Source organism: Citrobacter sp. Cs237, from assembly GCF_030332325.1.
Classification (GTDB): Bacteria; Pseudomonadota; Gammaproteobacteria; order Enterobacterales; family Enterobacteriaceae; genus Citrobacter_A; species Citrobacter_A sedlakii.
This window is the reverse complement of the sequence record NZ_JAOWIB010000101.1, coordinates 1-13,780: the sequence shown is the minus strand read 5'-3', so window position 1 is coordinate 13,780 and position 13,780 is coordinate 1. Positions and strand designations below refer to the sequence as shown.

The following is a 13,780-nucleotide window of genomic DNA, read 5'->3' as shown; positions in this document are numbered from 1 at the left end:
TTATGACAGAACTCACCTTAACGAATCATCGTCGTACTGTGTGGCATTTTATTCCGGGGCTCGCCCTGAGTGCAGTGATTACCGGGGTGGCCCTGTGGGGTGGTTCCATTCCCGCCGTAGCGGGGGCCGGGTTCAGCGCCCTCACCTTAGCTATTCTGTTGGGCATGGTGATAGGTAACACCGTATACCCGCACATCTGGAAAAGTTGTGACGGCGGCGTGCTGTTTGCCAAGCAGCATCTGTTACGTCTGGGGATCATTCTCTACGGCTTTCGCCTGACCTTCGCGCAAATTGCCGACGTCGGGGTAAGTGGGATCCTGATCGATATTCTGACCCTTTCCAGCACCTTTATGCTGGCCTGCTTCCTCGGGCAGAAGGTCTTTGGTCTGGACCGTCATACCAGTTGGTTGATTGGCGCGGGCAGCAGTATCTGCGGCGCGGCCGCCGTACTGGCGACCGAACCTGTCGTCAAGGCAGAAGCGAGCAAAGTGACGGTTGCGGTGGCGACGGTGGTGATCTTCGGTACGCTGGCGATCTTCCTCTACCCGGCGATGTATCCGCTGCTGGCGCACTGGTTCAGCCCGGAAACCTACGGCATTTACATAGGGTCAACCATGCATGAAGTGGCGCAGGTGGTTGCCGCCGGACATGCAATTAATCCGGATGCGGAAAACGCGGCGGTGATTGCTAAAATGCTGCGCGTGATGATGCTGGCGCCGTTCCTGATTTTCCTGGCGGCGCGGGTAAAACAGCTTTCCCCGGCAAGCGGTGCGGAAAAAAGCAAAATTACCATTCCATGGTTTGCGATTCTGTTCATCGTGGTGGCGATTTTCAACTCGTTCCACCTGTTACCGAAGGCGGTGGTCGATATGTTGATCACGCTGGACACGGTACTGCTGGCGATGGCGATGGCGGCGCTGGGGCTTACCACCCACGTGAGCGCGCTGAAAAAAGCGGGAGCGAAGCCGCTGCTGATGGCGCTGGTGCTGTTTGCCTGGCTGATTGTAGGCGGCGGCGTGATTAACATCCTGGTTCATCACGTTATTGCATAAACTGCTACATTCCCCCCCTGTTAACCCGTTATGATTGGAGATTGTCTTTATCAGATACGCAACGTCCTTCACGTTTTATCATGGTTGCGTAGGCGGGTTAACAGGAGTCCCTTATGAAATACATCGGAGCGCACGTCAGCGCGGCTGGCGGCCTGGCAAACGCCGCGATTCGCGCCGCGGAAATCGACGCGACGGCCTTTGCTTTATTTACCAAGAATCAGCGCCAGTGGCGCGCCGCCCCGCTTACCGCGCAAATCATTGATGACTTCAAAGCCGCCTGCGAGAAGTACCACTACACCTCCGCGCAAATTCTGCCGCACGACAGCTATCTGATTAATCTCGGTCACCCGGTCAGCGACGCGCTGGAAAAATCCCGCGACGCGTTTCTCGATGAAATGCAGCGCTGCGAGCAGTTGGGGTTGTCGCTACTGAACTTCCACCCGGGCAGCCATCTCCAGCAGATTGCGGAAGAGGCGTGTCTGGCAAAGATTGCCGAGTCAATCAACATCGCCCTCTCGCGTACCGATGGCGTGACCGCGGTCATTGAAAATACCGCCGGTCAGGGCAGCAACCTCGGGTTTAAATTTGAACACCTCGCGGCGATTATCGATGGCGTGGAAGACAAGTCACGCGTCGGGGTATGCATCGACACCTGTCACGCTTTCGCGGCAGGCTACGATTTACGTTCCGCAGACGCGTGCGAGAAAACCTTCGCCGAATTTGAGCGAATCGTCGGCTTTCGCTATTTGCGCGGCATGCACCTTAACGATGCAAAAAGCGCCTTCGGCAGCCGCGTTGACCGCCATCATAGCTTAGGGGAAGGCAACATTGGTCACGACGCGTTCCGCTGGATCATGCAGGATCCGCGCTTTGACGGCATCCCGCTGGTCCTTGAAACCATCAACCCGGATATCTGGGCCGAGGAGATCGCCTGGCTAAAGGCGCAGCAAACTGAACAGGCGGAAGCGTTGTCATGAACGACAGGGAAAAACAGATCCTTAAAATCCTGCGCCGCAATCCACTGATTCAGCAAAATGAAATCGCGGATATCCTGCAGATCAGCCGCTCCCGTGTTGCCGCGCATATCATGGATTTAATGCGAAAAGGGGTGATTAAAGGCAAAGGGTATATCCTCACCGAGCAGGCGTACTGTGTGGTGGTCGGGGCGATCAACATGGATATTCGCGGCGTGGCGGATATCCATTATCCCCAGGCGGCGTCGAATCCCGGCAGCATCCAGTGCTCCGCGGGCGGCGTGGGGCGCAATATCGCCCATAACCTCGCGCTGTTAGGGCGCGACGTGCATCTGATTTCCGCCGTCGGCAGTGATTTTTACGGTGAAACGTTGCTGGAGCAAACGCGCCAGGCTGGGGTGAATATTTCCAGCTGTATCCGGTTGCACGGGCATAACACCTCCACCTATCTCTCCATTGCCAACCAGCAGGAAGAGACGGTGCTGGCGATAAACGATACCCATATCCTGCAACAGCTGACGCCGCAGTTGCTGAACAGTTCCCGCGACTTAATCCGCCATTCCGGCGTGGTGCTTGCCGATTGCAACCTGACCCCGGAAGCCATTGAGTGGGTCTTTACGGTGGCCGACGATATTCCGGTGTTTATCGATACGGTGTCAGAGTTTAAGGCCACAAAAGTGAAAACCTGGTTCACGCGCATTCATACGCTGAAACCCACGCAAAAAGAGCTGGAAATATTGTGGGGCCACCCTGTTCACAGCGAAGCGGATCGGATTGCCGCCGTTAATGCGCTGCATCAACAGGGCGTTCAGCAGATTTTCGTCTGTCTGGAAGATGAGTCGGTATTTTGCAGCCAGAAAGACGGCGAGCAGTTCCTGCTCACACCGCCTGCGCACACGGTCGTCGACAGCTTCGGCGCTGACGACGGTTTTATGGCCGGGCTGATTTACAGCTTCCTGGAAGGCAACGATTTCCGCGAAAGCGCGCAGTTTGCTATGGCCTGTGCGGCGCTTTCGCGCGCCAGCGTCAGCATCAACAACCCTACCCTGTCTGCCGATAACGCCGCGTATTTGTTAGAGCACAGCGCCTGATGGCGCGGTGCTTCTTTCTGGCCGGACAGGACGCGAAGCGTTGCTGTCCGGCTCTGTTCGCTACGCCAGTCCGATAAAGAACCCGGCGATTGTCGCGCTCATCAGGTTAGAGAGCGTGGCCGCCGCCAGCGCCCGCATACCTAACTGCGCAATCTCCGGCGCGCGCTGGGGAGAAATGGCCGAAAACGCCCCGACAACCACGCCAATCGAGCCAAAGTTAGCAAACCCGCAGAGCGCGAAAGAGATAATGGCGATGGTTTTCACATCCAGCGTGCTCCCGGCCTGCAAATATGGCGAGAAGTTCAGATACGCGACAAACTCATTGATCGCCAGCTTCTGCCCGATCAGGCTGCCGGCCAGCGTCGCATCGCTCCAGTCAACGCCCATAATCCACGCCAGCGGTGCAAGAATGTAGCCGAAAATGCCCTCCAGCGTTGCCGGACCAAAGCCCGCCCAGCCGCTGATGCCGCCGATAATGCCGTTAATCAGCGCGATTATCGCCACAAACGCCATCACGACCGTCGCCACCCCGGCGGCAATTTTCAGTCCGGTCATTGCGCCGCTGGCGGCGGCCTCAATAATACTTTTGGGCGGCGTCTCGGTGAATGAAAGATTCTCAAAGCTAACCCGGGATTCTTCCGTTGCCGGACTGAGAATACGGGCGAACAGGATCCCTCCGGGGATCGCCATTAACGATGCCGCCAACAGATAATCAATCGGTACGCCCATTCCGGCGTAGCCAATCATCATCGAACCGGCAATGGAGGCCATCCCGCTACAGATTGCGGTGAACAGTTCGTTGCGGTTAAGGCGATCGATAAACGGCTTTACAATCGCCGGGATCTCATTTTGCCCGAGGAAAATGGTGGTAACCGCCACAAACGACTCAATCTTGCTGATATTCAGCGCTTTCTGGAAAATACCGCCCAGAATGCGGATCAGCAGGCCCATGACGCCGATGTAGTACAGCAGACTGATCAGCGCGGTGACAAAGATAATGGCGGGCAGCACGCGGAAGGCGAAAATAAACCCTGCGCCGTCAAACAGCACATCCATTTTTGGCCCAACCAGAGAGCCAAAGATAAATGCGCTGCCCGCGTCGCTGTAAGACATGACCTTGTGCACACCCAGCGCGGCCTGCTCCACCAGCCATTTCCCGGGGGGAAAATAGAGCATGATACCGCCAATGGCGATTTGCAAAACCAGCGCTGCGCCCACGGTGCGTAAACTGATGCGTTTTTTATTCACTGACAGTAAGTATGCGATCGCCAGCAGTACCGCCATACCCACGAGACTTCTCATGACGTCCATAATGATTTCCCTTCATGCCAGGAAACCCGGCGCGAAGCCAGGTTTTGGTTATTTCGGGCGACCGCATCCTGCCCGTGTGTGATCAGGCGAGACGCTGATACTCTTTAGCAATCTCACAGGCCAGAACGGCGTTATTGAACACCAGCTGAATATTCGACTTCAGGCTGTCGCCTCCGGTCAGCTCCGCCACGCGCGCCAGCAGGAACGGCGTGCTTTCTTTGCCCACTACGCCCTGCTCTTCGGCTTCCCGGACCGCCTGGTCAATGGCGGCATTGATTTTTTCCTCCGCCATCGCATACGCGTGCGGAATCGGGTTAGCGACCACCAGACCGCCGTTCAGACCGGCTTGCCACTTCACCGCCATCGCGCGGGCTATCTCTTTCGCGCTGTCGAGGCGAATGCTGACCTCAAACGGACTGGTGCGGCAGAAAAACGCCGGTAGCGCGGCAGTCTGATAACCAATTAACGGTACGCCGAAGGTTTCTAAATATTCAGTGGTCAAGCCGAGGTCGAGAATAGATTTTGCGCCCGCGCACACGACTGTCACATTGGTATGCGCCAGTTCCTGTAAATCGGCGGAAATATCAAACGTATGCTCAGCTCCGCGATGAACGCCGCCAATTCCACCAGTGGCAAAAACATGAATACCGGCCAGTGCGGCAATAATCATGGTAGAGGCGACGGTCGTTGCGCCATGTTTTCCGGCGGCGACCACAAAAGGTAAATCGCGACGGCTGACTTTTGTGACGTTATGTCCTTCGCGACCTAATAATTCGATTTCGTCTTTGCTCAGCCCTACTTTCATTACGCCGCCAATAATGGCGATCGTTGCCGGCACGGCGCCGTGTTTACGAATCGTTTCTTCAACCTCAATTGCGGTTTGCGCATTTTGTGGAAAAGGCATACCGTGAGAAATAATTGTCGACTCCAGTGCAACAACAGGTTTTTTGTTATTTAAGGCTTCCTGTACTTCTGGTGAAATTTGTAATAATTCAGAGGAAATCGTTAATTCAGACATTCGGTGTTCTCCACAAGAGTTCTGACGTTCGCAACGGATAATTCAGGGTTATTGGTATATTCACTGGCCAGCGCCATAGCGGAACAACCCTGGGCAAATCGAATGGAATCCATTAATGGCATGTCTTCCATCCAGCAGGCGGCAAGTCCGGCCATCATGGCGTCACCTGCCCCGGTGACGTTGATCACCTGCGTTTTAATCGGTGGCGACCAACCGCTGTCGCCCTGTTTTTCGCTGTAATACACCCCGTCGCCACCCATGCTCAGCACCAGACGATGCAGCCCGCGCGCGTGGAACCAGGCGGCCACGTTTTCCACATCATCGCGTCCGGCAAGCGCAATACCGCTCAGGGTTTCGGCTTCCAGACGATTGGGTTTAAGGGTATGAATACGGGACAGGCGGTCGCGAATTTTGACGCATTTCCACGCCGAGACCGGGTCGACAAACACCGGCACCCCACCGGCGTTATCCAACAGCCACGCCAGCGCGTCTTCACTGATATTGCAGTCGGCGACAATCACCTTCGCGCCGTGGATAAAATCACGATGCTGTGCAAGAAACGCTGCGGAAATATGGTCGGTAATACTCATGTCATTTATCGCCACCAGCATTTCACCGGTATTATCAAGCAGCGATAAATAACTCGACGTATTTTCGCCGGGAACGATCAAGCATTTGTCGACATGCACACCCGACTGGTTTGTTTGCGCCAGCAGCGAGCGACCGTAAAAATCTTCGCCAACCGCGGTCATTAACCAGGAGTGCTTACCCAATAAAGCAAGGTTATGCGCGATATTGCGCCCTACGCCGCCGGGCGTGAATTTTATTTTCCCTGGATTCGAATCCGCATAATTTAATGACGCATGCGAATATCCAGCGACATCCATATTGGCGGAACCAATGGTGATTATGTATTCCTTTTCGCGCATAGCACGCCCTCTGGTAAGAAAATACCATTACGATAGCGAGAATAAGACCTGACTTCGCCTTAGCAAAAACTATTTGAGCACATGTTCATATTCAAACACGTGTTTATGGTAAACCTCTTTTGTCGAAAGTAAACGGGCTGACAAGCGCCAAAAGTGACAGATATGAACAGAATCACAATTTTTTATCGTGACAGTTTATTAGGGAGGAAAAACTTGAGAGGAAGAACACAAAACAGAGATAAAAAAAGGGCAGAGATCTCTCTGCCCTTGAGGAAATTCGGTTTATACCGCTTTCGCGGCGATCTCGGCTTCCGGACGTTTCAGGAACGCATAGGCCAGCCCCGCCACCAGCGTACCGGCGACAATCGCCAGCAGATATCCCAACACCGGGCTGATAGCGCCAGGGATCAGCAGCACAAACAGGCCGCCGTGCGGCGCCATCAGCTTCGCGCCAACGGCCATGGAGATCGCGCCGGTCAGCGCACCGCCAACAATACAGCACGGCAGAACGCGCATGGGATCACGCGCGGCGAACGGAATCGCCCCTTCGGTGATAAAGCACAGGCCGAGCACCAGCGCCGCTTTGCCGCCTTCCTGCTGCGCTTTATCAAACTTACGACGCGCAACCAGCGTAGCCAGCCCAAGCGCCAGCGGTGGCACCATGCCTGCCGCCATTATCGCTGCCATTGGCGCGTAGGTTTGCGTACTGAGCAGACCCACGCCGAACGCGTATGCCGCTTTGTTGACCGGCCCCCCCATATCGGTACACATCATCCCGCCTAGGATCGCGCCCAACAGTACCGCATTCGCGGTACCCATGGTTTGCAGCCAGTGGGTCAGACCTTCCAGGATACCGGCTACGGGTTTGCCGATGAGGTAAATCATCGCCAGGCCCACCACCAGGCTGGAGATCAACGGAATAATCAGGATCGGCTTCAGCGCTTCCATACTCTGCGGCAGTTTCAGCCGGGTGCTGATCCCCTTCGCCACATACCCGGCAAGGAAACCGGCGATAATCCCGCCGATAAAGCCAGAACCGGTGCTGACAGCCAGCATACCGCCGATAAGGCCCGGCGTCAGACCCGGACGGTCAGCAATCGAGAAGGCAATATAGCCCGCCAGAACCGGCACCATCAGCGCGAACGCCGAGCCGCCGCCAATCTGCATCAGCGCCGCCGCCAGCGTGCCTTCTACTTTGAACGCTTCTATACCAAAGGCAAAGGAGAGCGCGATACACAGCCCGCCAGCCACCACCATCGGCAACATATAGGAAACGCCCGTCAGCAGATGACGGTAAGCGCCAGCACTCTCTTTCTTCCCTTCCGCCGCCGCAGACTGCGTTTTGGCCGTTGGTTGATACGGCGTCGCTTCCGCTACCGCTTTGTCCAGCTCCTGTGCCGTTTTCTTCAGGGCCAGCCCGGTAGAAGTACGGTACATCGGCTTACCGGCAAACTTCGCCAGATCCACTTCGATATCTGCCGCAACAATCACCAGATCCGCTTCAGCCACTTCTTCCGGCGTGATGGCATTGCCTGCGCCAACCGAACCGCGGGTTTCGACCTTCACCCACCAGCCGCGTTTTTTCGCTTCGGTTTCAATCGCTTCTGCCGCCATAAAAGTATGGGCGACGCCCGTCGGACAGGCGGTGACCGCCACCACGCGCTTCGGCCCGCTGGTTGCAGGCGCCACCGTCGTTGCGGTTGGCGCGCTATAGGGTTTTGCGTGACCTTTCGCTTCGCTCAGGAACAGTTCAGGATGCGCCACCGCCCGGGCAATGTCGCCCAGCCAGACTTTTTTGCCGTTCAGCGCGCTGTCTTCCGGGATACGGTCGCCCAGGACGATAGCCAGCTCAGCATCGTTTGGGTTATCGATAATCTCCAGATGTGCTTTTTGTGCCGCCGCGCCAAGCAAGGTTTTCGCCATATACGCGCGAGCCTGCCCGAGGTTAGCGTCAATAATCAGCAGCGTTTTCATTATGCCTCTCCTGCTGTCAGTTAAACGGTTGTAAGTCGACGCGCGCCATCATTGCGGCCAACTGAGGACGATCGGTAATGCCGACATTGCTTTGGCTAACCGCCAGCGCGGCGACAGCGGTCGCCAGGCGCAGCGTATGCTCGCTGGATTCGCGCATCAGCAGGCCATAAATCAGGCCGCCAACCATCGAATCGCCTGCGCCCACGGTGCTCACAACGTCCACCGAAGGCGGTCTGGCGATCCATTCGCCCGACGCGTTCACCCACAGGGCGCCTTCTTCCCCGAGGGAGATCACCACGTGTGCGATGCCCTGCTCACGCAGGGCGTGGGCGGCTTCGATCACATCTTTCATCTCTGGCAGCTTGCGGCCTGCCCAGATCTCCAGTTCGCGACGGTTCGGTTTAACCAGCCACGGCGCCGCTTTCAGGCCCGCGACCAGCGCTTCACGACTACTATCAAAGATAATGCACGGACACTGGCTGCGCAGGCGGGTCATCCAGTCGGTAAAGGCTTCCGGGCTAACGCCGGCCGGCAGGCTTCCGCTGACGCAAACCATATCGAACTGACCGAGCCAGCTCAGGGAATCGTTAACAAAACGCTCCCAGTCGGCAGGGGTCACGTCGAAACCAGAGAAGTTAAAGTCGGTGACTTCGCCATCTTTTTCCGTCAGCTTGACGTTGATACGGGTACGCCCCTGCACCACCTGAAAACGGTTAGCAATGCCCAGTTCGCTGAACAACTGCTGAAAACCGTCCTGGTTGTCTTTGCCGAGGAAACCGCCTACGGTGACATCAATGCCCAGGTCTTTCAGCACCTTGGCGACGTTGATGCCCTTGCCCGCCGCGTGCAGGCCGGTCGTTTTCACCAGATTGACTTCGCCGCGCTCAATTTCTGGGCAGAAGCCCACCAGATCATAAGCCGGGTTAAGAGTGATTGTGGCAACGCGTCTGCTCATTACGCGCCCTCCCCAAGACCGGCAGCGATAGCATCGCCTATCGCCTTCAGCGCCTGTTCAGCATCTGCCCCCTGCGCGGTAAAGCGCAGACGGTGTCCTTTTTTCACGCCCAGCGCTACCACTTTCATCAAACTGCGTCCATTAGCCGGTTTGCCGGTTCCATCAAGATTTGCCACGGTAATTTCACTGCTAAATTGTTTAATCGTATTGACCAGCATGGTCCCCGGACGGGCATGCAGCCCGTGTTCGTTGCGCACGACAAACTCTGCGCTCAGCAGATCCTCAGTCAATGCCTCATCGCTGGTCAGCAAGGCCAGCACTGTCGCCGCATCCGCGTTCAGCAGTCGGTCAGCTTTATTGTCTAGCAGCAGATCGCCCAGACGCTTCAGCACGGACACCGGCTGATCGTCAGCCATCGCAACGGTGACCAGCAGCGACGCTTTTTCGCCGCCAACATCGAAGGCCTTCGCCGCACGGCTGACAGCAACGGCGCTACGCAGGTTGCCTTCCGCGCTGTCGCTCAGCCAGACGCCTTGTCCCAGGTTCATCGGCAGTTCGTTGATGGTTTTGGCGACAAACGCCGCGTCCACGGCGCCCGCTTCTTTCAGCCGCGCTGCGTTCAGCGCCTGGAGCGTAACCAGAGATTGGGCCGCCACATCAAGCGACAGCGTGTCGTTGTCCAGCTTCAGTTGTTCGCTCTGTTTTTCTCCCATCAGCAGCGCGCGCAGTTCCTCTGCGGTGGTGGCGGATTTCAGCTGTTCAGCAACGGAATCATCACTAAGGACATGCGTCAGCTGACGCAGCAGTCCGAGGTGTTCATCGGAGCTGGCGGCGATACCGATTGCCACATAGGCAACCTGACCTTCCCCCCAGGTGACGCCCTGCGGAAACTGAAAAACCTGTACGCCGGTTTTCAGCACCTGGTCACGCGTGTCGGTCGTGCCATGAGGAATAGCGATCCCGTTGCCGAGAAAGGTAGACGTCTGTTGCTCGCGCGCGAGCATGCCGTCAACATAGCCTTCCGCCACGTTGCCCGCCTGTACTAACGCGGCGGCAACCTGGCGGATGGCCTCTTGTTTATCTCCGGCCTGTTCGCCCGGATGAATGTCCTGAACGGATAACTGGAACATGGTTCTCCTCTCCTGCTGAAATGAAACGATTCAGCTTACATGAGAAAAAAGGCGCTAACGGGCTTCGTTGAGTGAAACACGACAGCGCTGAAACGTTTCAAGAAGTCTTGCGCTTTCTGCTTCAGCACGCAAGAAAAGTTGTATTTTTGATCGCAAAATTTAGATGTAATGCACATTTTTCCGCCATCGCTTTTGCCTTGCTGAAGCAAATCGGGCCGCGTTTCGTTTAAGGTTCAGCAGCGTCAGCACCCGCTTTGCATAATGAAATGCCATTTTGATTTTTCGTGTCGAATTTGATTCAGGCACCTGTTTATTTTCTGACAAGCGGCGTAAACTCCGCGTCTCGTCACCTCATTGATACTGAAACATGCATAACAGTCCCGCTGCCGCCGCGCCAAAAACGTTTGACCTGACGTCTACGGCCTTCCTTATTGTCGCCTTTCTTACCGGCATTGCCGGCGCGCTTCAGACCCCGACGCTGAGCCTTTTTCTCACCGATGAAGTGCATGCGCGACCGGGTATGGTCGGCTTCTTTTTTACCGGCAGCGCCGTGATCGGCATACTGGTAAGCCAGTTTCTGGCGGGACGTTCAGATAAAAAGGGCGATCGTAAAACGCTGATTGTTTTTTGCTGCGCGCTGGGGATGCTGGCCTGCGTGTTATTCGCCTGGAACCGCAACTACTTTGTTCTGCTGTTTATCGGGGTGTTCCTGAGCAGCTTTGGCTCGACAGCCAACCCGCAGATGTTTGCGCTGGCCCGCGAGCACGCCGACCGTACCGGGCGGGAAGCCGTAATGTTCAGCTCGATCCTACGCGCCCAGGTATCGCTGGCCTGGGTGATTGGTCCGCCGCTGGCTTATGCGCTGGCGATGGGCTTCAGCTTTACGGTAATGTACCTGAGCGCCGCAGTGGCGTTTGTGGTCTGCGGCGCGATGGTGTGGTTCTTTTTGCCCTCTATGCGTAAAGAGACCACGCTGGCGACCGGCGCGCTGGAAGCGCCGCGCCGCAACCGTCGCGATACCCTGCTGCTTTTCGCGATCTGTACGTTGATGTGGGGAACTAACAGCCTGTATATCATTAATATGCCGCTGTTTATTATCAACGAGTTACATCTTCCGGAGAAGCTGGCTGGCGTGATGATGGGAACCGCTGCCGGGCTGGAAATCCCAACTATGCTGATTGCGGGCTACTTCGCGAAACGTCTGGGTAAACGGCTGCTGATGTGCATCGCCGTCGCGGCGGGCCTCTGCTTTTATGCGGGAATGTTGGTCGCCCACTCCCCGGCGGTGTTGTTGGGTCTGCAATTGCTGAACGCTATCTATATCGGCATTCTTGGCGGTATCGGCATGCTCTATTTTCAGGATCTGATGCCGGGCCAGGCGGGTTCCGCCACCACCTTATATACCAATACCATTCGCGTGGGCTGGATCATCGCCGGTTCGCTGGCGGGCATTGCCGCGGAGATCTGGAATTACCACGCGGTGTTCTGGTTTGCGCTGGTGATGATTATTGCCACCATGGCCTGTCTGGCACGAATCAAAGACGTTTAAGGCGCGGTCATCGCTTCCAGTTCGATGAGGTACGTCATCGCCTGTTCGCGGCTGCGTCCGCACATTTCGGCGTCCGGTTGCAGTCCGGCACAAACTTTAGGACGCTGCGGCGAACCAAAAATTTTGCAGCGCAGGCGCGCGTCCAACTGGACGCACGGCGTATTGGCGGGCTTGCCAAAAGTACAATTATTCATTGTTTAAAATTTGTATGTCTACTGTTAGCATCTGAGCATCAGTCTATGACTCACTTGCTACCCGAAGGTAAGTACGATTAATGAAGCCTAAACTGTATTCATATGTTCGTTTTTCATCAGCTAAGCAACGTGACGGAAACTCACTTGAACGTCAGCAAGATACTGCTGCAAAGATTGCTGAACGCTATGATCTTGAGCTGGATAGCACCGCATACCACGATCTCGGCATGTCTGCCTTCAAAGGTAAAAATGCTTATGAAGGTAAGCTTTCAGAATTCATCTCTCAGATAGGAAAAAAGGTTCCTAAAGGATCATGGTTAGTTGTAGAAAACCTTGACCGCATTAGCCGTGACGATGCCTGGAGTGCTTTGGACTGAATCGCCACGGATAACCTAGACACTTCTGAGTCGTTGATAATATAGGTTTTCATATTCAACTGGTGGCATCTGCTCGCTCGAACCATGCCGACGCTTACTGTTATAAAACATTTCGATGTAATCAAAAATATCGCTTCTGGCTTCGTCTCTAGTTCCGTAGATCTTTTTCTTAATCCGTTCGCGCTTCAGTAGCTGGAAAAAGCTTTCCGCAACCGCATTGTCGTGGCAGTTTCCGCGACGGCTCATGCTGCCTTCCAGACCGTGTGATTTCAGGAACGACTGCCACTCATGGCTCGTGTACTGACTGCCCTGATCAGAGTGAACCAGTACCTGCTTTTGAGGATTACGCCTCCACACCGCCATAAGTAATGCGTTCAGGACAATCTCTTTTGTCATTCGGGGTTGCATTGACCAGCCGATAACTTTTCGGGAGAACAGGTCAACCACCACGGCCAGATACAACCAGCCTTCGTGGGTTCGGATGTAGGTTATGTCCGTAACCCAACGTTCATCCGGTGCTTCCGGGTTGAACTGCCGCTGGAGCTTGTTGGGCGTCACAATACTGGCTTCACCTTTACGCGCCCGTGGACTTCGGTATCCGACCTGAGCCTTTATCCCCACACGTTGCATCAACCGCCAGACTTTGTTTACACCGCATTGTTGCCCGGAATCCCGCAGATCGAGATAGATCTTGCGATAGCCATAAACACAGCCCGACTCCAGCCAGAACTGCTTAATATGTCCCGTCAGCTTCAGGTCAGCATGATACCGTCGTGAATGTGGCTGCTTAAGCCAGGCGTAAAACCCACTCGGATGCACATCCAGCACCTGGCAGAGCAGGCGGACAGGCCAGCAACGATTGTTGTCACGGATAAAGGCGTACCTCAGTCGGACAGCTTTGCGAAGTACGCCGCGGCTTTTTTTAATATATCCCGTTCGTCAGTAACCCGCTTTAACTCCTTCTGGAGTCGGCGGATCTCGGCCTGAGCATCTGACTGTTCATTATTAGTGGAAGAATCCGGACCGTACTTCTTTATCCAGGCGTAAAGGCTGTGGGTGGTGATATCGAGACGAGTTGCAACGCTGGAAACAGAATGACCACGATCAACAACCTGTTTGACTGCTTCAATTTTAAACTCTTCAGGATAACGCTTACCGCTCATGGGCACCTCTCTTTAAGTCATCTTAAATGACTCTGGGGTGTCTGTTAAACCCGTGGCGATTCA

The 13,780-nt window shown here is 55.4% G+C and carries 12 protein-coding genes and 1 pseudogene; 5 read left to right on the top strand and 8 right to left on the bottom strand.

Annotation, left to right across the window (positions count from 1 at the left end; all coding sequences use genetic code 11):
• Window positions 1-2 precede the first annotated feature (2 nt).
• The 3 genes from OGY07_RS09175 (at window position 3) to OGY07_RS09165 (ending at window position 3,117) form a co-directional block, all read left to right on the top strand.
• Window positions 3-1,052, top strand: coding sequence for a YeiH family protein (locus tag OGY07_RS09175; protein WP_042284519.1), 1,050 nt, complete (start codon window positions 3-5; stop codon window positions 1,050-1,052).
• Window positions 1,053-1,165: 113 nt separating this feature from the next.
• Window positions 1,166-2,029: a deoxyribonuclease IV gene (nfo, locus tag OGY07_RS09170; RefSeq protein WP_286600099.1), complete on the top strand. Its 864-nt coding sequence runs from the start codon at window positions 1,166-1,168 to the stop codon at window positions 2,027-2,029.
• A complete protein-coding gene (locus tag OGY07_RS09165; protein ID WP_286600097.1) occupies window positions 2,026-3,117 on the top strand; it encodes a sugar kinase in 1,092 nt (363 codons plus the stop codon). Before nfo ends, OGY07_RS09165 begins: the two co-directional genes overlap by 4 nt.
• 60 nt (window positions 3,118-3,177) lie before the next feature.
• Here OGY07_RS09165 and OGY07_RS09160 read toward each other — a convergent pair whose 3' ends face one another.
• The 6 genes from OGY07_RS09160 to fruB form a co-directional block, all read right to left on the bottom strand.
• Window positions 3,178-4,428: a NupC/NupG family nucleoside CNT transporter gene (locus OGY07_RS09160; protein WP_060569321.1), complete on the bottom strand. Its 1,251-nt coding sequence runs from the start codon at window positions 4,426-4,428 to the stop codon at window positions 3,178-3,180.
• A gap of 82 nt (window positions 4,429-4,510) precedes the next feature.
• Window positions 4,511-5,446: a pseudouridine-5'-phosphate glycosidase gene (locus tag OGY07_RS09155; protein WP_286600095.1), complete on the bottom strand. Its 936-nt coding sequence runs from the start codon at window positions 5,444-5,446 to the stop codon at window positions 4,511-4,513.
• On the bottom strand, window positions 5,434-6,375 hold the full coding sequence (locus tag OGY07_RS09150) for a pseudouridine kinase (protein WP_060569323.1): 942 nt from the start codon (window positions 6,373-6,375) through the stop codon (window positions 5,434-5,436). The genes OGY07_RS09155 and OGY07_RS09150 overlap by 13 nt, the downstream gene beginning before the upstream one ends.
• 282 nt (window positions 6,376-6,657) lie before the next feature.
• Window positions 6,658-8,349, bottom strand: coding sequence for a PTS fructose transporter subunit IIBC (gene fruA, locus OGY07_RS09145; protein WP_042284531.1), 1,692 nt, complete (start codon window positions 8,347-8,349; stop codon window positions 6,658-6,660).
• A gap of 16 nt (window positions 8,350-8,365) precedes the next feature.
• Entirely contained in the window at window positions 8,366-9,304 is a 939-nt protein-coding gene (gene fruK, locus OGY07_RS09140) for a 1-phosphofructokinase (protein ID WP_042284532.1), read from the bottom strand.
• Window positions 9,304-10,434, bottom strand: a complete 1,131-nt coding sequence (gene fruB / locus OGY07_RS09135; RefSeq protein ID WP_286600091.1) for a fused PTS fructose transporter subunit IIA/HPr protein — start codon at window positions 10,432-10,434, stop codon at window positions 9,304-9,306. Before fruB ends, fruK begins: the two co-directional genes overlap by 1 nt.
• 367 nt (window positions 10,435-10,801) lie before the next feature.
• Between fruB and setB the strand changes: the two genes are divergently transcribed.
• A complete protein-coding gene (setB, locus tag OGY07_RS09130; RefSeq protein WP_042284537.1) occupies window positions 10,802-11,983 on the top strand; it encodes a sugar efflux transporter SetB in 1,182 nt (393 codons plus the stop codon).
• Here setB and OGY07_RS09125 read toward each other — a convergent pair.
• Window positions 11,980-12,159, bottom strand: a pseudogene (locus tag OGY07_RS09125) (YkgJ family cysteine cluster protein); the annotation flags it as partial. The gene setB and the pseudogene OGY07_RS09125 overlap by 4 nt on opposite strands.
• 98 nt (window positions 12,160-12,257) lie before the next feature.
• Here OGY07_RS09125 and OGY07_RS09120 point away from each other — a divergent pair.
• The gene (locus OGY07_RS09120) at window positions 12,258-12,554 is read left to right on the top strand and encodes a recombinase family protein (RefSeq protein WP_286600089.1); all 297 of its coding nucleotides are present in this window, start codon (window positions 12,258-12,260) and stop codon (window positions 12,552-12,554) included.
• A gap of 15 nt (window positions 12,555-12,569) precedes the next feature.
• Here the strand turns inward: OGY07_RS09120 and OGY07_RS09115 are convergent.
• A protein-coding gene (locus tag OGY07_RS09115) for an IS3 family transposase (RefSeq protein ID WP_199957947.1) occupies window positions 12,570-13,717 on the bottom strand; the annotation gives its coding sequence in 2 pieces (ribosomal slippage) (window positions 12,570-13,480 and window positions 13,480-13,717; 1,149 coding nt in all).
• Between the last annotated feature and the right edge of the window lie 63 nt (window positions 13,718-13,780).